The organism is Gordonia oryzae (genome assembly GCF_003797185.1).
Lineage (GTDB): Bacteria > Actinomycetota > Actinomycetes > Mycobacteriales > Mycobacteriaceae > Gordonia > Gordonia oryzae.
In genome coordinates this window covers 75,712-95,924 of sequence record NZ_RKMH01000012.1, presented here as the reverse complement: position 1 = coordinate 95,924, position 20,213 = coordinate 75,712, and the positions used below count along the sequence as shown (strand labels likewise).

Genomic DNA, 20,213 nt, shown 5'->3' with positions numbered 1-20,213 from the left:
GGCCGGCGTCGATGCCGACAGAAATGAAACTAGGAGCCGTTGCTGCGTCCGCGCTGCCTCGTCGCTGAGAGCCCGCTATCAGCGAAACCTGTACAGCAGCTGTGTGTTTCGCCGACGAAGAGGGCACGTCGCAGACCGGCCCGAGTCACCACATGCGCAGCGGTACATCGGGGATCAGAGGAGTGGGGAGCGAGGGAGGTGTGCCCGGTGGACCCGCATGCCCGCCATTGCCGGGCAGCGGCGGCACCGGACCGATCGTGGGTTGTGACGCGTCACGGATCCTGTCGAGGATCTCCGCGAGCGTCTCAGTGCTGGTGTGGTGTGTCCCGGTGATCACCCCGACCATCGACGCGAAGGCGTCCGACTCGGGGTCGTTGAAGTACGACCCGTGCGCCGACAGTCCGAACAGCCACTCCCCATTGCCATCTCGTCCGGTGGGCAATGGTTGGTAGCCCGCCAGGTCGGGGCTGTCGCCGAGGGTGTTGTCGGGTATGAGGCGCGACATCATGATGGGGTCGAAGGGTGCGGTGATGGTGTACCGGTGCACACCTGGACTGGTCGCAGCCGCCCCCAGTACGCCGGTTCCGGCCGACGACGCGTGAATGACGTTGTCGGCGCGCAATCCGAGCTGATCGGCGGTTCCCACGATGGTCCCGCCATAGGAGTGCCCGAGGTAGGTCGTCGTAGCCGACGGCGCGATCGAGGCGATCTCGGCGTCGAGGGCGTGGCCGAAATCCACCAGCCGCGGCGCCATCTCGAGTGCGAACTGCGGATCGACGGCGGAGTCGTCGAGGACCGATGCCAAGGCCTTGACCTGGTCCAGGGGATTGGTCGAGATCGGCAATTGCGGTGGGTTGACTACGTTTTGCGGAAAGTCGCCGTCGAGGTAGATGAACACCGGACCACGCGTCTGCTTCGCCAGGTTGTACGCCGCTGTCCAGTTGCCACCACCGTAGCCGCGCGCGTTGGTGCCGGTACCGGGTACGTAGACGGTGGCGTTGCGGGTAGCGGGTGTGAGCGCGCCGACCATCTCGACCAGACGCGGGTTGTCACCGTCGGTGAAGGAGACGAACACGCGCTCGGTGTGCGCCGTCAGTGGGGCGTTGGGAGCGTCGCCCTGGATCGGAGAATACGGCGCCGTGCGCTGCTCGAGAAAGGACTGCAGCATTCGTGCCCGGTCGGTGTCAACGCCGTGCGTGCGGATCTCGCCGGCCAGCGCGTTGCGGATGCTGATCTCGTTGGCGATGCCGCGCATCTCGAAGGGAACGCCGTTCAGGTTTCCCATGGTCTCGGGGTCGGCCTGGATCAGCCGCCGCAGATCGTCGGCGTCGGTCTGGGCGAGCACAGTGCGCCGCCGGTCGACATCGAGCGACTTCAGGGTCCGAACCATCGCATCCGGGTCCATGGTGCCAAGACCCGGCACCGTCACGTCCGGCTGACCGAGGATCATCGAGGCGAGGTCGGCGCGCAGATCGTCGAGTCTGGTGCCGTAGCGTTCGTCGACCTCGTCGAGAACTCGAAGACCCTGCTGTATCCAGGACTCGAAGGCCGCGGCGTCCGCCGATCTCGTCGCCCGCGGATGCGAGACCGTGCCCCCGTCGTCGACGGTGAAGCCCAGCCGCCGCGCCTCGTCGACGGCGGCGAGGAGCTCACGCCGTGCCTGCTCGAGGTCTGTGCGGGCGTCGGTGGCTTCATCGGCGATCTGCTGCAACACATTTCGCACCTCGTTGGCGTGATCGTGTTCCTGGCGTAGGCGGGTGAGGGCCGCGTCATGGGTCTTGCCGTGCCACTCGCTTGCCCGATGTGCGCTGCCGAGCGCGACGTCGAGTCCCTGCTCGAGAACACCCGCGGCAGTGGTGGCTGCGTCTGCGGCAGCAGAGATGTCGGCCACCGGCCAGGCTCGGGCAGCGGAGATGGACAGGCGCATCAGCGTTGTGGCAACAGGTCGAAAGCGCGTCCGGCCGCGGTGTCGCTAGCCTCCGAGTCGGTGCTGAATTGCTGCAGCGCAACGCTCATCGCCAGCAGGCGATCGGCGATCGAGTCGGCGGCCGCGCGACTCGGTTCGGCCAGTGAGCGCAGGGCTGTGGTGACGCGGGCCGGTGGTCCGTCTACATGCAACCCGTCGAACGGAATGTCGGCGATGAATCGGGCGCGTTCTCGCCAACTGGCGCAAATTCCGGCGAGTTCGTCCGGGTCTATGCCGAACAGTGTGTCGTCTTCTCCGAATACGCGCTCGATGGTGTCGGGCAGCATCGTCAGCAGGTGTGCGAGCGGTGTCATGGGGTCCCCTCTGGCGTCGTGGTTAGGTCGAGTCGGTTGACCTGATGCATTGGACGTGACGAGGGTGCCGATCGGTTCCATGCTCAGAGCTGAGTGTGCACACCTGACGGGGCGGCGCGCCCAGGGCCGTCAAGGTCCTTGCCGTTGGATGGGCCAGGTGTGCAGGGTGCGTCGGTCGTATTGGATGTACAAGACAACAGTGCCCATCGGGATGTGGAGGCACCGCAGACGGGGCGACGCTGTTCTGCTCCCACACCGCATCCGGCCGGCCGGAGCCGGAAGGGATGTCACAGTGCGCCTGCATGGATCTCTTTCACACACAGCAGGCGCACACCGGCCGGAGCCGGAAGGGATGTCACAGTGCCCCCGGCAGGATTCGAACCTGCGACCAGCTGATTAGAAGGCAGCTGCTCTATCCCCTGAGCTACGGAGGCGCGCCTCGGCCGTGAGCGGCTGAAAAGGCCTGGGAAGTATATCCCGGCTGGTTGCCAAGACGGCGACCGTCCCCTCCGCGGTCGCCGCCCTTGCCTGATCAGCATGCCCGACCGGGGGGTCTGTGTGGCGGACTCCGGCGCGTCCCTGTGGACAACTCTGGCCCGCCTCTCTACGGACCGGGTCAGGCGACGCATCGGAAACCGAGGTGTGAGGTGGCGGAGTCATCGGATTGCGGCGAGCGCGCGGCGGGCCGGTAGCGACGACAGTACTGGGGTGAACACAGGTGCGAGCCCCCTTTGGTGACTCGTATGGCAGTAGGAGAAGTACTGGGCGCCAAAAGATTCGGGCGTCCGTCGGCGGTGACCACCGGCATATCCGGTGAGAGGTGGCGTGATGTGAACACATCGCAGGTGCGCTCCCATACGTTGCCGATCATGTCGAACAGCCCGAATGGGTTGGGCGGGTAATGTCCGACCGGGCTGGTCCCGCCCCAGCCCTCGTTGCGGTAGGGGAATCGTCCGATCCACGTGTTGGCCACGACTACGCCGTCCGGGTGGAGTTCGTCGCCCCATGCGTAGTCGTGTCCGTCGAGCCCGCCACGGGCCGCGCATTCCCACTCGGCCTCGGTGGGCAGGCGGCGCCCGGCCCACCGGGCGTACGCGTCGGCATCTGCATAGGCGATCTGGGTGACCGGGTGGTCGAGCCGGTCGTCGACTCCGGAGTCGGGGCCGAGGGGATGGCGCCACGATGCTCCCGGTACGTAGCGCCACCACGCGCGCCAGTCGGTGAGGTTCACGGGGCCGTCGGTCGGGGTGAATACCACTGCGCCGGGAACGAGCTCTGCGGGGTCGGCGCCGGGGAAGTCGGCCGGGTCGAGTGATCGCTCGGCGACGGTGCGGTAGCCGGTGTCGGCAACGAACGCTGCGAACTGTGCATTCGTCACCGGGTGAACCTCGATGGAAAAGGCTTCCACGTGGCGGGTGTGGGCGGGTCGTTCCTCGGCGTAGAAGCGGTCCGAGCCCATCTCGAACTCGGTCGTGGGGACGGTGACGAGGTCGGTCAGTCCCGATGCCCACCCAACGCGGGTGTGCTGGTCGGGATGGGAGGTGTCTCCATACACACATCGATGGTGCCATCGGTGGCGTTGTCGCGTCCGCTCCGTACGCGCCCACACGGCAGACCGGACGGTGCGATTAGACTGATTCACCGTTGTGTCAGGGCCCGGCTCTCTCCGCGCCCGGGGATCGCTCGCCGCAGATGAGACCCGCGAGTAGTCGTCGGCCCCACGACCCGAAAACCACTGGTAGAGAGGCTCACGCGTGGCAGAGTTCATTTACACCATGAAGAAGGTGCGCAAGGCGCACGGCGACAAGGTCATCCTCGATGACGTCACGATGTCGTTCTTCCCGGGCGCGAAGATCGGCGTCGTCGGTCCGAACGGTGCGGGTAAGTCATCGATCCTGAAGATCATGGCCGGCATCGACCAGCCGTCGAACGGCGAGGCGTTCCTCGACCCCGGCGCGACTGTCGGCATTCTGCAGCAGGAGCCTCCCCTCAACGAGGAGAAGACGGTCAAGCAGAACGTCGAGGAGGGGATGGGCGAGATCAAGGTCAAGCTCGACCGCTTTAACGAGATCGCCGAGTTGCTCGCTACCGATTACTCCGACGAGCTCATGGAGGAGATGGGCAAGCTTCAGGAGGACCTCGACAACGGTGACGCCTGGGATCTGGATTCTCAGCTCGAGCAGGCGATGGACGCCCTGCGTTGCCCACCCGGGGACTCGCCGGTCACCCATCTCTCCGGTGGTGAGCGGCGTCGCGTCGCGCTGTGCAAACTGTTGCTGAGCAAGCCTGATCTGCTGCTGCTCGACGAGCCGACCAACCACCTCGACGCCGAGAGCGTGCTGTGGCTCGAGCAGTTCCTGGCAAGTTACCCGGGTGCGGTGTTGGCCGTCACCCACGACCGCTACTTCCTCGATCATGTGGCCGAGTGGATCTGCGAGGTCGATCGCGGCAAGTTGATCCCGTATCAGGGCAACTACTCGACCTATCTGGAGAAGAAGGCCGAGCGTCTGGAAGTCCAGGGCAAGAAGGACCAGAAACTGCAGAAGCGACTCAAGGAGGAGCTGGCCTGGGTCCGCTCGGGTGCCAAGGCCCGCCAGACCAAGAACAAGGCACGTCTGGCGCGCTACGAGGAAATGGTGGCCGAGGCGGAGAAGACGCGCAAGCTCGACTTCGAAGAGATCCAGATCCCCACCCCGCCCAGGCTGGGTGACGTCGTCGTGGAGGTCTCGCATCTGGACAAGGGCTTCGATGGTCGGGTGCTGATCAAGGATCTGTCGTTCACGTTGCCCCGCAACGGCATCGTCGGTGTGATCGGCCCGAACGGTGTCGGCAAGACGACCCTGTTCAAGACGATCGTCGGGTTGGAGAAGCCGGACTCGGGCACCGTCAAGGTCGGCGAGACGGTCAAGCTCAGCTACGTCGATCAGAATCGCGCGAACATCGACCCCACGAAATCGGTGTGGGAGGTCGTCTCCGACGGTCTGGACTACATCGAGGTCGGACAGAACGAGATGCCGTCGAGGGCGTATGTGTCGGCGTTCGGTTTCAAGGGCCCCGATCAGCAGAAGCGTTCGGAGGTCCTCTCCGGAGGTGAGCGCAACCGCCTCAACCTGGCGTTGACCCTCAAGGAGGGGGGCAACCTGATCCTGCTGGACGAGCCGACCAACGACCTCGACGTCGAGACCCTCTCGTCGCTGGAGAACGCGCTCGAGCAGTTCCCCGGCTGCGCGGTCGTCATCAGCCACGACCGTTGGTTCCTCGACCGCACCTGTACCCACATCCTCGCGTGGGAGGGCAACGTCGAAGAGGGCACGTGGTTCTGGTTCGAAGGCAACTTCGAGGCCTACGAGGCCAACAAGGTTGATCGCCTCGGCGCCGACGCCGCGCGCCCCCACCGGGTCACGCATCGCAAGCTTACGCGCGACTGACCGCCGGGGGACGCCGCAGGGGCTAGGCTCGCCATGGAGCCAACGGCGGCGCCTCCGTCACCCCTGCGCCGCGCACGAGAGGGTGATGGTCGTTGTCGGATGTGACTGCGCTTCTGCTGCAAGTCATTCCCAGTTATCTGGCGACCTCGGTGGGTGGCACTGCAGATGCTGCGGACACCGATCGATCGCGCGTAGATCCGAGCACTCTCGACCCGGCCGTCCTCGACCGCATCCGGGCGCACATGGAGATCGCCGCGGTCCGTCGACCCGGCGAATCGGTGGTCGAGGTCAGCACCGACCGATCGGGCGGCACAGAGGTGGTGGTGGTGACCGACGACATGCCGCTGCTGGTGGAGTCGGTGCTCGCCGCGCTCGAGGGGCGGGGGATGACGGTTACCCGCATCGATCACCCGATCATGGCGGTCACCCGCGATGAAGCGGGCGCCCTCACCGACATCTGCGGCCCCCACGCAGGCCTGGCCGAGTCGTGGATCTCGGTGTCGGCGTTGTCGAGTCGGGAGTCGGCTGACGATGCGCAGCTGCGGTACGACATCCGGCGGGGGATCGATGTGGTCGCCGTCATCGACGGTGACGCCACCGCGATGCGGGCGCGTCTGACCGAATGTTCGGTGGAGCGCGCCGGCGCGTATCTCGGCGAGGAGTCGGGTGCGTCCGCCGACGTGCAGCGCGAGTACGCACGGCTGCTCGAATGGTTTGCCGGCAACCACTTCGTGCCACTCGGATATGCGCGGCTCGACCCCTCCGGTGCAGTGACCGACCGGCTGGGTCTCAACCGTGCCGGGTCCGTCGACCTTGACTTCCCGATCATCGATTCCTCACCCCTGACGCCCCGAGTGTCGCGGGTGTTTCTCGATACCGGAATCCAGCGCTCGAAGTTCCCGATCCTGATCGCGGTGCCGGCATTCGATGCGGCGGGAGCGCACGTCGGCGAGCACCGCTTCCTCGGCGTCTTCACCTCCTCGGGTCTGCATCAGACGGTGCTCGATGTCCCTGTTCTTCGCGGCAAGGTGCACGAGGTGGTCGCCCTCGCGGGCGTCGACGAGGACTCGTTTGCCGGACGCACGATGGTCGAACTCCTCCAGAACTACCCGCTGGTCGAGATGTTCCAGGACACGACCGCAGAACTGCATCGGCGAATCGACGAGATGCTCGACGCCGTCGCGACGCGATCGCTGAGGGTGTTTCTGCGTGTACACCCCGCAGGCGCAGCCGCCACCGCGCTCATCTACCTACCGCGCGACCGGTACAACACTGCGTCACGAACTGCGCTGGGGACGGCGGTTACCGCGATGCTCGAGGGCAGCGACCTCGAGTACTCGGCGCGTGTCAGTGAGCGGCCGCTCGCGCTTCTGCAGGTGATGGTCAGGGTGGACCCCGACCTTGCGCGCACATGGGGGTCGGTCGACATCGGCGCCGATGTGCAGCGTCGGATGCAGATCACCCTGTCCGAGGCAATCCGTAGTTGGGACGAGCGGGTCCGTGAGCTGATCACCACCACCGCCACGGAGCGGGCCCTGCCGCCCGGTGGCGCCGACGCCATGCTGCGGCTCATCAGCACGCTGCCTGCCGACTACAAGGACCGGCGAGTGCCCGCCGACGCGGTCGGCGACCTCGCGCACGTGGCCGGACTCGAGCCCGGGCATCTGGCCGTCACATTCGCCAAGCACTCGGGTGCGCTGAGCCGAACCGACCGGGATCCCTGGGATTTCACCCTGTACCTGTGCGACGAGTCGGCCACCCTGACCGACGTGCTGCCCGTTCTGCACAGTCTCGGCCTCGACGTCATCGACGAACACCCGTATGCCTTGCGTGGCATCGGCGACACGAACTGTCACGTCTACGAATTCGCAGTGGTACTGACCGCCGGGATAGATGTCGACGTCGATCACGCCGACGACCTCCCCGAACGGTTCACCGAGGCATTCGCCCAGATCTGGCGGCAACACGCGCAGATCGATGCGTACAACGAACTGATCATCCGATGTGGGCTGGACTGGCGGGCTGCGGCGATGCTCCGTGCCTACGGCCGCTATCTCAAGCAGTGTGGATTCTCCTACAGCACAAGTCATGTCGCGTCCACATTGGGTCGCTATCGTGAGGTCACACGAGGTTTGGTCGCTTTGTTCGAGACGTCGTTCGACCCTGCGGTCGCCGACGCGAGCCGTCGTGCCGATGTCCTCGAGCAACTGCGATCTGATGTGGGGGCAGTGCTGAGTCTGGACGCCGACCGTATCGTGTCAGCGTTCCTCGCGGTCATCGCCGCCACCGATCGGACCAACTTCTACGTGCTCGGCGCTCCGGGAAACTCCAGCGACTCGACCGACAGCGACTCGACCGACAGCGACTCGACGAACAGCGACGACGAGCACCGGCCGGTGATGTCGTTCAAGCTGCGTCCGCGCGACATCCCGCAAACCCCGGAACCCCGTCCGCTGCACGAGATCTTCGTGTACTCGCCACGCGTGGAGGGGGTGCATCTGCGGTTCGGTGCCGTCGCCCGAGGTGGGCTGCGGTGGTCGGATCGGCGTGAGGACTTCCGCACCGAGATCCTCGGTCTGGTCAAGGCGCAAGCGGTCAAGAATGCGGTGATCGTGCCGGTCGGGGCCAAGGGCGGATTCGTCCTGACCCGGCCGCCGGCTCCAACCGGAGATGCCGCCGCCGACCGAGAGGCGTTGCGGGCGGAGGGAATCGACTGCTATCGCATGTTCATCTCCGGTCTGCTCGACGTCACCGACAACATCGACCGGGCGACCGGCGAAGTGATTGCGGCCCGATCGGTGGTCCGCCGCGACGGTGACGATCCGTATCTCGTCGTCGCCGCCGACAAGGGCACCGCGGCGTTCTCCGACATCGCCAACGACGTGGCGGAACGGTACGGCTTCTGGCTCGGTGATGCCTTCGCGTCCGGCGGCTCGGCCGGTTACGACCACAAGGCCATGGGCATCACTGCGCGCGGTGCGTGGGAATCGGTGAAGCGTCACTTCCGCGAAATGGGGATCGATACCCAGACAAAGGATTTCACGGTAGTAGGAATCGGCGACATGAGTGGTGATGTGTTCGGCAACGGCATGCTGCTCAGCGAGCACATCAGACTCGTCGCCGCCTTCGATCATCGCCACATCTTCGTCGACCCCACCCCCGACGCCGCATCCTCGTATGCCGAACGGGCACGGATGTTTGCGCTGCCGCGCTCGTCGTGGGCCGACTACGACGAGCGAATGATCAGTCCTGGCGGAGGTGTCTGGTCCCGCGAACGCAAGTCGATCCCGATCGGTCCCGAGATGCGCACGGCCCTCGGGCTTTCCGGCGATGTCATCGCCTTGTCGCCGCCCGAGCTGATCCGGGCTGTGCTACTCGCACCGGTCGACTTGCTGTGGAACGGGGGTATCGGCACTTACATCCGGGCCTCGACCGAATCCGACGCCGACGTCGCAGACAAAGCCAATGACGCTATCCGTGTCGCGGGAGACGAGTTGCGTTGCAAGGTGATCGGTGAGGGGGGCAATCTCGGAGTGACCGAGCGCGGCCGCATCGAGTTCGATCTCGCGGGTGGCCGGGTCAATACCGACGCCATGGACAACTCGGCCGGTGTGGACTGCTCCGACCATGAGGTCAACATCAAGATCCTGCTCGATGCCGCGGTGTCCTCGGGCGGCTTGTCGCCGGACGATCGCAACCCGTTGCTCGAGTCGATGACCGACGAGGTAGCTCGACTTGTGTTGGCCGACAACATCTCCCAGAACTCCGAACTGGGTTTCGGTCGCGCCTACTCCCGTGAGCGGGTGGATGTGCACGTGCGATTGCTGGCCGCCCTCGCGGCCCGTGGGGTGAATTTGACCCTCGAGGCGCTGCCCAGCCCGGCCGCGTTGCGCAAGCGATTCGACTCCGACACCCACCGCGGACTCACCTCACCAGAACTGGCCACGCTGATGGCGCATGTGAAGCTGGTCGCCAAAGACGACCTGCTCGCCGGTGACCTCCCCGACAACGACGTATTGGACCATCGGCTCATCCGCTATTTCCCGATGCCGTTGCAGGACCGATTCGCCGCCGAGATCCACGATCATCGCCTGCGTCGGGAGATCGTGACCACGGTGCTCGTCAATGACGTCATCGACCGCGCGGGCATCACTCATCTGTTCCGACTCGGTGAGGCGACCGGAGCGACCACCGAGGAGCTCGTCCGCGCATTCGTGGTGGCCGAGCAGGTCTTCGGGATGGCCGATCTGCTCGACCGTATCCAGAGCGCGTCGGCCTCGATCGACGCGGTCGACGAGATGATGCTCTACGCGCGGCGGCTGTTGTTCCGTGTGTCGCGCTGGCTTTTGGCATTCCGGCCGCAACCGCTGCCAATGGCAGCCGACATCACCCGCTACCGCGAGCGGGTCGCCGACCTCACCGCACGCCTCGACGGCTGGTTCGGTCCGGCCTCGGCGCGCGACGTCGACGCGCGGGTGCGCCGGTATCACTCCCTTGGGGTGGCTGCGGAACTCGCTCACGACGTGGCGGTCAGTCTGCATAGATTCTGCCTGCTCGACATCATCGACGCGGCCGAGATCGCCGACCGCGATCCGGGCGAGGTGGGTGAACTGTACTTCGGCGTGATGGAGCACTTCGGTCTCGAGGAATTGCTCACCGCGGTGTCGAATCTCGACTACGGTGACCGATGGCATGCGTTGGCGCGCTTGGCATTACGTGACGACATGCACGGTGCGCTGCGGGCGTTGACGCTGACGATCCTCGAGAGCAGCGAGCCCGACGAACCGTGTGCGGAGAAGATCAGCGAGTGGGAGAGCGCGCACTCGTCTCGTCTGGCCCGGGTGCGCTCGATGTTGGCCGAGATCGAGGCGGCCGGCAACATCGACCTCGCCACGCTGTCGGTGGCTGCCCGGCAACTCCGTAGTGTCATCCGGTGAGTGGGATCATCCGATGAGCCGTGACGCCGTCAGACCGGACGCGGTTCACGACGAGGGGAGTCGCAATGCTCTACGAGAATGAGGGAATGGCCACTGAGAAGGGATATGTCGTGCGGGTCCCGGTGCGGTGGTCAGACATGGACGTCTTCCAACACATCAACCACGCACGGATGGTGACCCTCCTGGAGGAGGCTCGAATCCCGTGGCTGTTCTATGACGGACGGCCCACCGCCGATCTGCGGCGCGGCTGTCTGGTCGCCGACCTGCACGTGAAGTACGCAGCGCAGATCCGCCACGACGAGGCTCCCATTGTGGTCACCATGTTCGTGGAAAAGGTTCGCGCGGTGGACTTTACCGTCGGCTATGAGGTGCGCCCCGACGGTGCGCAGCCCTACGACGCACCGGCGGTCATAGCCTCCACCCAACTTGTCGCGTTCGACGTCGATGCGCAGCGTCTGCGGCGCCTGACCGCGGACGAACGCTCGTACCTGGAGAGCTTCCGGCTGCCGAGTACCACCGAGCAGACCGCACAGCGTCATGGAGGGTGAGCGGTATTTGGTGTTGCAGCGCGCCGACGACCTTTCCGACGCTCTGGCCTTCCTCGGTCGTGCACACCGGCTCAACGACGCGGCCGTTGTGCGCGTGGCGGTGCGCGGTGACGGCCTGCTCGGCCTGTGGTCGCACACCGGGTTCGACGTTCTGGTCACCCGCTCGGTGTTCGGGCGGATGGCGCCCACCGATCTGGTTGCAGACGTGACCGCCTTGCGTGCGGCGCTTTCGGGTGCAACGCCCGGGACACCCGTCGACCCTGGTATGCCGTTTGACTCGGCGTGGCGCGGCGCACTGCCGTTGCCCACCGGTTTCTGCCAGGTCGATGACGTGCCCGCGCGCACGGTGGTGGGGCTCGTCCGGGACGGTGCTCGCGTCGCACGTGAGGAGGGCAGCGCGCACGGCCCGGCGACCGGCGTACTCGATCAGAACGTGCTGGAGGTCACCTCGACCGACGGCGGACTACGGGCCGCAGTGTCCCTGCGCGCGCTGTTCGCGCTCACCGGAATGGGTTTCGTCCGCGACGCGCAGGGCCGTGCGATCACCGAGGACTCCGATATCGAGGCGATCGACGCTGGTGAGCCGATCCGTATCCGAATGTCGTCTACCTGGATTCGGATCGACGCGAGGTTCGGCGCGGTTTACCTGCGCCGCCACCGCGACCTCGGCGTCACAGTGCTGTGACCACCTCCCGGTGGTCCCTCGGTGCGCGGTCTCACACCAGCCAGGCGGCGGAGTTCGGCGCGAGATGACCATCGACAAGAGGCGCGCTGAGTAGCAGGACTTCTCCAGGCGGGAGCGGTACCGGCTCCTCGCCGGCGTTGAGGGCGCAGATCAGGCCGCCACCGGCTCTGCGGAATGCCAGGCAGTCGGTGGGTGCGCCGTACCACTCGACCGTATCTCCACTGAATTCGTCTCGGCTGAACCGTAATTCGATTGCCTGCCGATACAACGAGAGGGTTGAGGACATGTCCTCGAGCTGTTTCTCGACCGTGTAGGGCGCCCAACCATCGGGCATCGGCAACCACGTCTGCGCCGAGGTACTGAAACCATAGGGCGGCTGTGTGCCCTCCCACGGCAGTGGCACCCGGCAGCCGTCGCGCCCTCGTTCGGTGTGATCCGAGCGCTCCCATACCGGATCCTGCAAAGCCTCGTCCGGGAGATCCACATTGGGCAGTCCGAGCTCGGCCCCGTTGTAGATGAAGATCGTTCCGGGGAGAGCGAGTTCGACCAGGGCCATCGCGCGCGCCCGGGCACTGCCGATGTCGAGGTCGACCTCGGAGTGCGGGTCGTGCTGATCGAGGCGACCGTAGCGCGAGACCTCCCGGTCGACGTCATGATTGGACAAGGTCCACGTTGGTGTCCCCGCGACCCGAAGCACCGCATCGAGAGAGTTCTCGATCGCGGCGCGGATCTCGTCGGGATCAAACGCGGCCTTGGCAAGTCGGAAATTGAAGCCGAGATGCAGCTCGTCCGGTCGCAGGTACTCGGCGAAGCGCTCGTTGTCCTCCACCCAGATCTCGCCCACGTTGGCCGCGCCCGGATACTCGTCGAGAACCTTGCGGATCTTTCGGTGGATCTCGTGCACCGCATAGTTGTTGAATCGCGGGTCGTCGTCGCTGTTCGTCAGCAGCCCGACCGAGTCGAGGTCCATGTCCGGCAGATCCGCGGGCTTGGCCATCCCGTGTGCGACGTCGATGCGGAAGCCGTCGACACCGCGGTCGAGCCAGAATCGAAGGGAGCGTTGGAGATCCTCGAAGACCTCGGGGTTCTCCCAATTCAGATCGGGTTGCTCGGCGGCGAAGATGTGCAGATACCACTGGCCGGGCGTGCCGTCGGACTCGGTGACCCGTGTCCACGCCGGTCCGCCGAACACGCTGTGCCAGTTATTGGGCGGTTCGTCGCCGCTTTCACCGAGGCCGTCGCGGAAGATGTAGCGGGCGCGTTCGGGGCTGCCGGGTTCTGCGGCGAGGGCGGCCCGGAACCACTGGTGTTGGTCGCTGGTGTGATTGGGGACAAGGTCCATCGTCACGCGTATCCCGCGGTCGTGTGCCTCGGCAACGAGTTCGTCGAAGTCCCGGAGATCACCGAAGAGTGGGTCGATGTCGCGGGGGTCGGAGACGTCGTAACCGTGATCGGCCATGGGGGAGCACATGATCGGACTCAGCCAGAGGGCGTCGATCCCGAGGAGTTCGAGATATCCGAGTTTGTCGATGACCCCGGCCAGATCGCCGACACCGTCTTCGTCGAGGTCGGAGAAGGACCGCGGGTAGATCTGGTAGAAGATGGCCGATCGCCACCATGTGGTGTCGGACGGGTCGAGTTGCGGCACAACCGAACCTGGCGCTGCAAAGTCGGTCGGTTCACCGGCGGGGTCATTCTCGGAAGTCGCCTCATACCCACCGGTCCCGTGGGTTCCTTCACCCGGGTCGGCGGGATTCGGGCCGGGGCCGCTTGGGCCGGAGACGTGCTCGTGGGTGAGTACTCCCTCGGAGATGGTGTCCTCCGAACCCATTGGCACAGCGCTCGATGTCTCATCGCTCACGTCGTAATTGTGCCTCACCAGACAATTCGGTGACCCATGCAGGTCCGTGCGGCGAGTCGCCGATGCGAGCGCCGAGGGTGGGGCGTTGGTCAGAACGGTGAATTCACCATCGACTGTGCAGCCATTTCCATGTAGTCGGTGAGCGCACGGCGATGTTCGTCGTCGAGAGTCTGCGAGTCGATCTCCGCGATCGCGGTGTGCATACAGCGCAGCCAGGCATCGCGTTCGATCGGTCCGATCTTGTAGGGGTGGTGCCGCATCCGTAACCGTGGATGGCCGCGTTCCTCGGAATAGGTTCGCGGCCCACCCCAGTACTGTTCGAGGAACATGCGGAGTCGGCGTTCGGCCGGTTCGAGGTCTTCTTCGGGATAGAGCGGACGGAGTATCTCGTCTTTGGCGACCTCGGAGTAGAAGGTGTGGGTCAGGCGGGCGAAGGTATCGGCACCGCCGACCTCGTCATAGAAGGATCGGCTCTCGGGTGCGGGCACGGGCTGGGAGGCACTCACCCCACCAGTGTCCTCCACCGGCGCCGGAGGTCTCAAACCTCACGCGTGCCCACCGGTGGTGGACACCGTGGGTATCGGAGGTCGGTGGCCTGTACCGACATCCATTGTTCATGCAAGTGACCTGCGTCGGCACCCGAGATTTGTCGTGCACGACAGCGCTCATCGTGTTCCACTTGACACGTCCGGCGCGCGTACGGGAGGCGGGATGACACGCAGGAGCCAACGGCAAGTTCGCGATGTGACGGTGTTGCGCGGCGAGCCCCGGTCGCTGCGCCCAGCCCAGGAGAGCCCGGTGTCCACCGCCCCGGAGGTCACCCAGAAGCCTGATGTTGCCGACGCGTCCCGTCCGGCTGCGGGACCGTGGGGACGCCGCCGCGTTCTGCTGCTCAACGCGACCTACGAGCCGCTGACCGCGATCTCCCTGCGCCGGGCGATCATTCTCGTCCTGCGTGAACGCGCCGACGTGGTCCACGCCGCGGCCCCGGGCAGGGCTGTGCATTCCGCGGCACGTACGGTCCCGATCCCATCGGTGATCAGGCTGCGGACCTACGTCCGCGTGTCCTATCGTGCGGTCACCCCGATGACCAGGGCGGCATTGATGCATCGGGACCACTCCCGCTGCGGCTATTGCGGGGCCAAGGCCACCACGATCGACCACGTACTTCCCCGAAGCCGTGGCGGTGGGCACTCCTGGGAGAACTGCGTGGCCTGCTGCGCGAGCTGCAATCACCGCAAGGCTGACCGCCTACTCAGCGAACTCGGCTGGACCCTGCACACCCCGCTCACCGCCCCCAAGGGGCGGCACTGGCGACTGCTGGCCACGATCAAGGAAATCGATCCGGCGTGGGTCCAGTACATCGACGCAGGGGCGGCCTGACAAGCCGCACGCTTCTCGTGGACGGAGTCCGCCGCATCGGCTCGGTCGGAGTCCGCCGCATCGGCTCGGTCGGAGTCCGCCGCATCATCTACGACACGTTGTAGGCCCCGCTGGGACGCACACGCGCCGGTGGGCTAGATTGATCACACAACCTGGTGGTGCGGGCGGTTTTTGGCCGTTCGAGGAACACCGATCGAAAGGATGTCATGGATAGCGCCATGGTCGGTATCGGAGTCGTGGTCACGGTCATCTGTGTCGTGATGGTCGTGCTCTGCGTCGTCTCGATGATGCTTTCGTCCGGCCCGAAATACCCGAAGGTGCAGGAGTACACGCTCGACCAGGCCTGGACGCGTCAGCCCTTGCTGTTCAGCGCCACCGAGATCGAGCCGATGGCACTGCCGCACCACGCGGGACCGACCGATACGGATGGAGGCTCGGCCAGTGGCAAGTGGTGAAGTGACTCAGGCAGGCACACCCGGCGCCCCGCAGGGCAACGTCAAGCTGTCGCCGACCACCGCGCTCCCCATGGGAACCGTGATCACCAACAGTGGTCGGGTCTCGGCGACCAGGTTCCCCGGTCAGTCACCGAGCACCCCGCCGTTCTCGCAGCGGGATCTGATCGACCTTGACGACGCGCTCAAGGCCGCCAGCGAGAAGGCTCTCGTGCGATTCTCGGTCTATATCGGTGAGCTCGGTGAGGATGCCGTCGCCGATGCGCGCGCGGTCCTCGCCCATGCTCCCGAACCTGCCCACGGTGCTCTGATCGCTGTGTCGCCCAACACCCATGACGTCGTTGTTGTCTCGGGTGCGCGGGTGGCCGACAGGGTCAACGATCGGGTCGCCCAGCTCGGTGTGACCGCCGCGATCGGCAGCTTCCGCTCGGGTCAACTCATCGACGGGCTGATCGCCGCACTGCACGTCGTCGCGACTGCTGCCGCTCCTTCCTGATCACCGGATCTCGCTTCTTCTCGCCGATGCGGGGCTCTCCTCCGAGAGCCCCGCATCGGCGTTTTCGGTAGGTGTCGAGCCGGAAGCCGGGCGTCTGCGCGTATCGGACCGCCCGTGCACCCCGGCCGCCATGTACGGTCCGTGCGCGCCATGTACGTACGGAACCGGCGCCGCTCACCCCTGGTGTGAGTGAACGGCGCCGGGTTCTCGTGGTTCCTGATGATGTGCCAATCGGCCTTCAGCGTGCGGCAAATTCCTTCTCGGTGACGAGGGTGTCGTCGTGGGTGCGTGGCCGGTCGATCGGTTCCTCGTCGACCATGTCTTGTTCGTTGAACGGGGCGCGGCCGGCGAGCACCTCGTCGACCCGCGCCTTGTTGACGGTTCCGGTCCACGAGCCGACGAGCAGGGTGGCCACGGCGTTACCGGAGAAGTTGGTGACCGCACGCGCCTCCGACATGAAGCGGTCGATCCCGACGATGAGGCCGACGCCGTCGAGCATCTCCGGTCGGTGGGCCTGTAGCCCGCCGGCCAAGGTGGCCAGGCCGGCGCCGCTGACGCCGGCGGCGCCCTTGGAGGCGATGATCATGAATACCAGGAGACCGATCTGTTCCGAGATCGACAACGGATCACCCATGGCGTCTGCGATGAACAGCGAGGCCATGGTCAGGTAGATCGCGGTGCCGTCGAGATTGAACGAATATCCGGTCGGCACGACGACACCGACGGTCGACTTCTCGACACCGAGGTGTTCCATCTTGGCGATCAGCCGGGGCAGCGCGGACTCCGACGACGAGGTTGCGAAGATGAGGAGGTACTCGCGGGCCAGATACCGGACCAGCTTGAAGATCGACACCCCGGCGGAGGTCTTGAGCAGCGCTCCCAGTACACCGAACACGAACACCAGGCAGGTCAGATAGAACGCGGCCATGAGTACCAGTAGTTGGCCCACCGCAGCCCAGCCGGTCTGGCCCACGACGTTGGCGATCGCGCCGAAGGCGCCGATCGGGGCGACCCACAGGATCATGGTGAGGATCTTGAAGACCAGTTTCTGGACGTAGGCCACCGCGGTGAGGATGGGCTCGCCCGTGCGCCCCATGGCCTGGATGGCGAAGCCGACGAGCAACGCTACGAACAGGGCTTGCAGCACGCTGCCCTCGGTGAGCGACGACAGCAGCGAGGTGGGAATGATGCCCTCGACAAATGCCATCGTGCCGCCCGATTCGTGTGCCTTCTCCGCCAGCTCTGCGCCTTGACCGGCGACCGCCGAGATGTTGAGACCGGTGCCGGGCTTGATGAGGTTGCCCACCACCAGGCCGATGGCCAGGGCGACGGTCGACATCACCAGAAAGTAGACGAAGGCCAGGCCGCCGACCTTGCCGACGGTGGCGGCCTTGCGGACCGATCCGATGCCCAGGACGATGGTGCAGAAGATCACCGGCGCGATCATCATCTTGATGAGGGCGACGAACATCGTCCCCAGCACGCCGATGTCCTTGCCCACCTCCGGCCAGATCAACCCGACGGCCACGCCGGCGACCACCGCGATGATCACCGAGAGGTAAAGCCAATGAGTACGGTCCCGCTTCTTGCGCTGGATGGCCGGGAAATCGGCGGTGGCCGCCGCGTTTGACCTGATATTCATCAAGTGACTCCTTTCTCGTCCCGCCCTCGCATACGGCGATGGGAGGTGCTGACCGAGAATTCTTCGGCGTCACGGTGACCCCGGTCACCATTGAGTTCATTTCGTTCAGTGGCGTGGACCACCTCGATCGGGCAATGTGAGTGCGCCGGTACGGCACCATGTGTCAGGTTGGGGCCGGGTGGCGGAGAACGAGGAGGCGCACGGGTGAGGGTACGGTCGCTGGCCGGGCAGGCAGTCGCATTGCAGGTCGCGGTGGTCATCGCGATCGTCGTGGTGGGCAGCCTGCTCGCGGTCGTCGATGCCCGCGCCGACGCGAATCGTGCGGCGCGGGAGCAGGTGACCGCGGTGGCGGTGAGTATCGCCGACGCGCCGTCGACCGCCGCGGCAGTCACCTCGCCGGACCCGACGACGCAGCTACAACCGGTCACCGAGCAGATCCGGCTGGCCACCGGCATCGCGTTCATCACGATCATGAACACCCGCGGCATCCGCTACACCCACACCGATCCCCGGTTCATCGGTGGTCACTACCTGGGTACCATCGAACCGGCCCTGCGGGGGCAGACGTTCACCGAGATCTACACCGGCACACTCGGTCCGTCGGTCCGCACCATCGCTCCGGTCCGCGCCGGCGACGGCACCGTCGTCGGCGCGGTGGCCGCGGGCATCACCCAGTCGACGTTGACCGAGGACTGGGTGAGGCAACTCCCGCTCATCGGCGCCATCGGCGGCGCCGCGTTGGTGATTGCGTTGGTCGGGTTGTGGGCGATCCGTCGGCGTCTGCTTCGGCATACCGGTGGACTCACTCCGACGGAGTTGCGGGTGATGTACGACCATCACGACGCGGTCCTTCATGCGGTCCGTGAGGGACTCGTCGTCGTCGATTCGTCGCGGCCGGTACTCGTCAACGACGAGGCGCGTCGTCTGCTGGGAACCGAAGAGCCACATCGTATCCCGGAGTTCATGACGTCGGGCACCGAACCTTTGCGCGACGTTCTCGTCGCTGAGGGAGGGCGAGTGCTGATGGTGAATCGGTCACCCGTGCCCGATCGGGATGCCGCGGTGATCACCATCCGCGACCGCACCGAGGTGGCCGAGGCGATGGGTGAACTCGACTCGATGACACGCTTCGCCGAGGCGCTGCGGTCGCAGGCACACGAGTCGGCGAATCGCCTCCACACGATCGTGGCGTTGATCGAGATGGGACGGTCGGCCGACGCCGTACGCATGGCCACCGAGAACCTCGAGCTCTCCCAGAAACTCGTCGATCGGGTCGGTGACGCTGTGGTCGAGCCGACGCTGGCGGCATTGTTACTGGGCAAGACGGCACAGGCTGCAGAACGCGGTGTCGAACTGACTCTGACCGAGGACTCGATGGTCGATGACCATGCGACGCAGATCCTTTCGGCCGGTGAGATGATCACCGTGGTGGGCAATCTGATCGACAACGCGCTCGACGCCGTCGAGCCGTCCGATCCGTGGGTCGAGGTGACTGTCATCGGCGACGCTGCCCATGTGCACCTGGTCGTCGCCGATTCCGGGCCCGGCATGACTCCCGCCGAGTTCGCTCGAGCGCGACGCCGCGGTTACTCGACGAAAGCCGGTGGCGACACGGCCGGCCGCGGACTTGGTCTCGCGTTGGTGGCGCAGGTCGTGCACCTGCACGGCGGTACGATCCGAGCGGAGAACACCTACGGCTCGGTGATCAGCGTGGAGATCACGGCCGGCGGGCAGGCGTCGACACCGACCGAACCGAACGCCGGGAGGTTCAGATGATGCGAGCAGGGACGAGATGATCCGGGTGCTCGTTGTCGAGGACGACCGGGTGATCGCCGCCGCACACGTCGACTATCTTTCCCGGATCGGCGGATTCGACGTCGTCGCCCATGCGGCCACCGCGCAAGAGGCGCTGCGCCGGGCTGCCACGGCCGCAGACGGCGCTCACCCCGTCGATCTCGTCCTGCTCGACCTCGGTCTGCCCGACGCGAGCGGCATCTCGCTCGCCTCGGCATTGTCGGGCATCGTCCCGTCGCCTGACATCATCGCGATCACCGCGCAACGAGACCTGGATTCGGTTCGTAGCGCGATGGCCCACGGTGTGCTGCTCTATCTCATCAAGCCGTTCACCTTCGCGGCATTCGGTGAGAAGATCCGGCAGTACCGCAGCTACCGCGAGGCACTGACCGGTGGGGGAGACGCGGTGAGTCAACGCGACATCGATCGTGCGTTGGCGAACCTACGCACCGCCGACAGCCGGCGTACCGCTGCCCCGGGGCGCGCCCCGGACACCGAGGACGCCGTCGGGCGTGCCATCCGCGACAGCGGCGGCGGTCTGACCGCCTCGGAGGTCGCCGGAGCGATCGGTAGCTCACGGGTGACGGCCTGGCGCTACCTGGAACGTCTCGCCGACGACGGCACGGTCGACCGGGTCACCGAGTACGGCAACACCGGTCGACCGCAGATCCGCTACGTCTGGCGGTCGCGCTGAGTATTTGGCCGTC

15 protein-coding genes and 1 tRNA gene are annotated in these 20,213 nt (G+C 65.9%); 9 read left to right on the top strand and 7 right to left on the bottom strand.

Annotated elements, in window-relative coordinates; genetic code table 11:
* Positions 1–145: 145 nt before the first annotated feature.
* The 4 genes from EF294_RS16095 to EF294_RS16080 form a co-directional block, all read right to left on the bottom strand.
* Positions 146–1,927, bottom strand: a complete 1,782-nt coding sequence (locus EF294_RS16095) for an alpha/beta hydrolase (protein WP_123931879.1) — start codon at positions 1,925–1,927, stop codon at positions 146–148.
* Positions 1,927–2,280: a hypothetical protein gene (locus tag EF294_RS16090; RefSeq protein ID WP_123931877.1), complete on the bottom strand. Its 354-nt coding sequence runs from the start codon at positions 2,278–2,280 to the stop codon at positions 1,927–1,929. The genes EF294_RS16095 and EF294_RS16090 overlap by 1 nt, the downstream gene beginning before the upstream one ends.
* A gap of 361 nt (positions 2,281–2,641) precedes the next feature.
* A tRNA-Arg gene (locus EF294_RS16085) sits at positions 2,642–2,714 on the bottom strand.
* 182 nt (positions 2,715–2,896) lie between these two features.
* The gene (locus tag EF294_RS16080) at positions 2,897–3,835 is read right to left on the bottom strand and encodes a formylglycine-generating enzyme family protein (RefSeq protein ID WP_123931875.1); all 939 of its coding nucleotides are present in this window, start codon (positions 3,833–3,835) and stop codon (positions 2,897–2,899) included.
* A 199-nt stretch (positions 3,836–4,034) separates the two neighbouring features.
* Between EF294_RS16080 and ettA the strand changes: the two genes are divergently transcribed.
* From ettA to EF294_RS16060, 4 genes are all read left to right on the top strand, one after another.
* Complete coding sequence (ettA, locus tag EF294_RS16075) at positions 4,035–5,708, top strand: energy-dependent translational throttle protein EttA (RefSeq protein ID WP_123931873.1); 1,674 nt, start codon at positions 4,035–4,037, stop codon at positions 5,706–5,708.
* Positions 5,709–5,800: 92 nt separating this feature from the next.
* Positions 5,801–10,645 (top strand): NAD-glutamate dehydrogenase, encoded by a 4,845-nt coding sequence (locus tag EF294_RS16070; RefSeq protein ID WP_425459444.1) that lies wholly within the window; start codon positions 5,801–5,803, stop codon positions 10,643–10,645.
* 65 nt (positions 10,646–10,710) lie between these two features.
* Positions 10,711–11,193 carry an acyl-CoA thioesterase gene (locus EF294_RS16065; protein ID WP_123931871.1) on the top strand — a complete coding sequence of 161 codons (483 nt, stop codon included), beginning with the start codon at positions 10,711–10,713 and terminating at the stop codon, positions 11,191–11,193.
* On the top strand, positions 11,183–11,878 hold the full coding sequence (locus tag EF294_RS16060) for a DUF8010 domain-containing protein (protein ID WP_123931869.1): 696 nt from the start codon (positions 11,183–11,185) through the stop codon (positions 11,876–11,878). Before EF294_RS16065 ends, EF294_RS16060 begins: the two co-directional genes overlap by 11 nt.
* Positions 11,879–11,909: 31 nt before the next feature.
* On the opposite strand, the gene EF294_RS16055 is transcribed toward EF294_RS16060, so the two are convergent.
* Positions 11,910–13,709 (bottom strand): glycoside hydrolase family 13 protein, encoded by a 1,800-nt coding sequence (locus tag EF294_RS16055; protein ID WP_123931956.1) that lies wholly within the window; start codon positions 13,707–13,709, stop codon positions 11,910–11,912.
* A gap of 119 nt (positions 13,710–13,828) precedes the next feature.
* Positions 13,829–14,245, bottom strand: coding sequence for a globin (locus EF294_RS16050; protein ID WP_123931867.1), 417 nt, complete (start codon positions 14,243–14,245; stop codon positions 13,829–13,831).
* A gap of 238 nt (positions 14,246–14,483) precedes the next feature.
* Between EF294_RS16050 and EF294_RS16045 the strand changes: the two genes are divergently transcribed.
* The 3 genes from EF294_RS16045 (at position 14,484) to EF294_RS16035 (ending at position 16,070) form a co-directional block, all read left to right on the top strand.
* Positions 14,484–15,122 carry an HNH endonuclease gene (locus EF294_RS16045; protein WP_123931954.1) on the top strand — a complete coding sequence of 213 codons (639 nt, stop codon included), beginning with the start codon at positions 14,484–14,486 and terminating at the stop codon, positions 15,120–15,122.
* A gap of 206 nt (positions 15,123–15,328) precedes the next feature.
* Positions 15,329–15,577, top strand: coding sequence for an aa3-type cytochrome oxidase subunit CtaJ (gene ctaJ, locus EF294_RS16040; RefSeq protein WP_185091125.1), 249 nt, complete (start codon positions 15,329–15,331; stop codon positions 15,575–15,577).
* Positions 15,564–16,070: a DUF5130 domain-containing protein gene (locus EF294_RS16035; RefSeq protein WP_425459443.1), complete on the top strand. Its 507-nt coding sequence runs from the start codon at positions 15,564–15,566 to the stop codon at positions 16,068–16,070. Before ctaJ ends, EF294_RS16035 begins: the two co-directional genes overlap by 14 nt.
* A gap of 238 nt (positions 16,071–16,308) precedes the next feature.
* On the opposite strand, the gene EF294_RS16030 is transcribed toward EF294_RS16035, so the two are convergent.
* Positions 16,309–17,712: a cation:dicarboxylate symporter family transporter gene (locus tag EF294_RS16030; protein ID WP_123931863.1), complete on the bottom strand. Its 1,404-nt coding sequence runs from the start codon at positions 17,710–17,712 to the stop codon at positions 16,309–16,311.
* Between the two features lie 204 nt (positions 17,713–17,916).
* Between EF294_RS16030 and EF294_RS16025 the strand changes: the two genes are divergently transcribed.
* Positions 17,917–19,488 (top strand): sensor histidine kinase, encoded by a 1,572-nt coding sequence (locus EF294_RS16025; protein ID WP_123931861.1) that lies wholly within the window; start codon positions 17,917–17,919, stop codon positions 19,486–19,488.
* 16 nt (positions 19,489–19,504) lie between these two features.
* Positions 19,505–20,200, top strand: coding sequence for a response regulator (locus tag EF294_RS16020; protein WP_123931859.1), 696 nt, complete (start codon positions 19,505–19,507; stop codon positions 20,198–20,200).
* Positions 20,201–20,213: the final 13 nt, after the last annotated feature.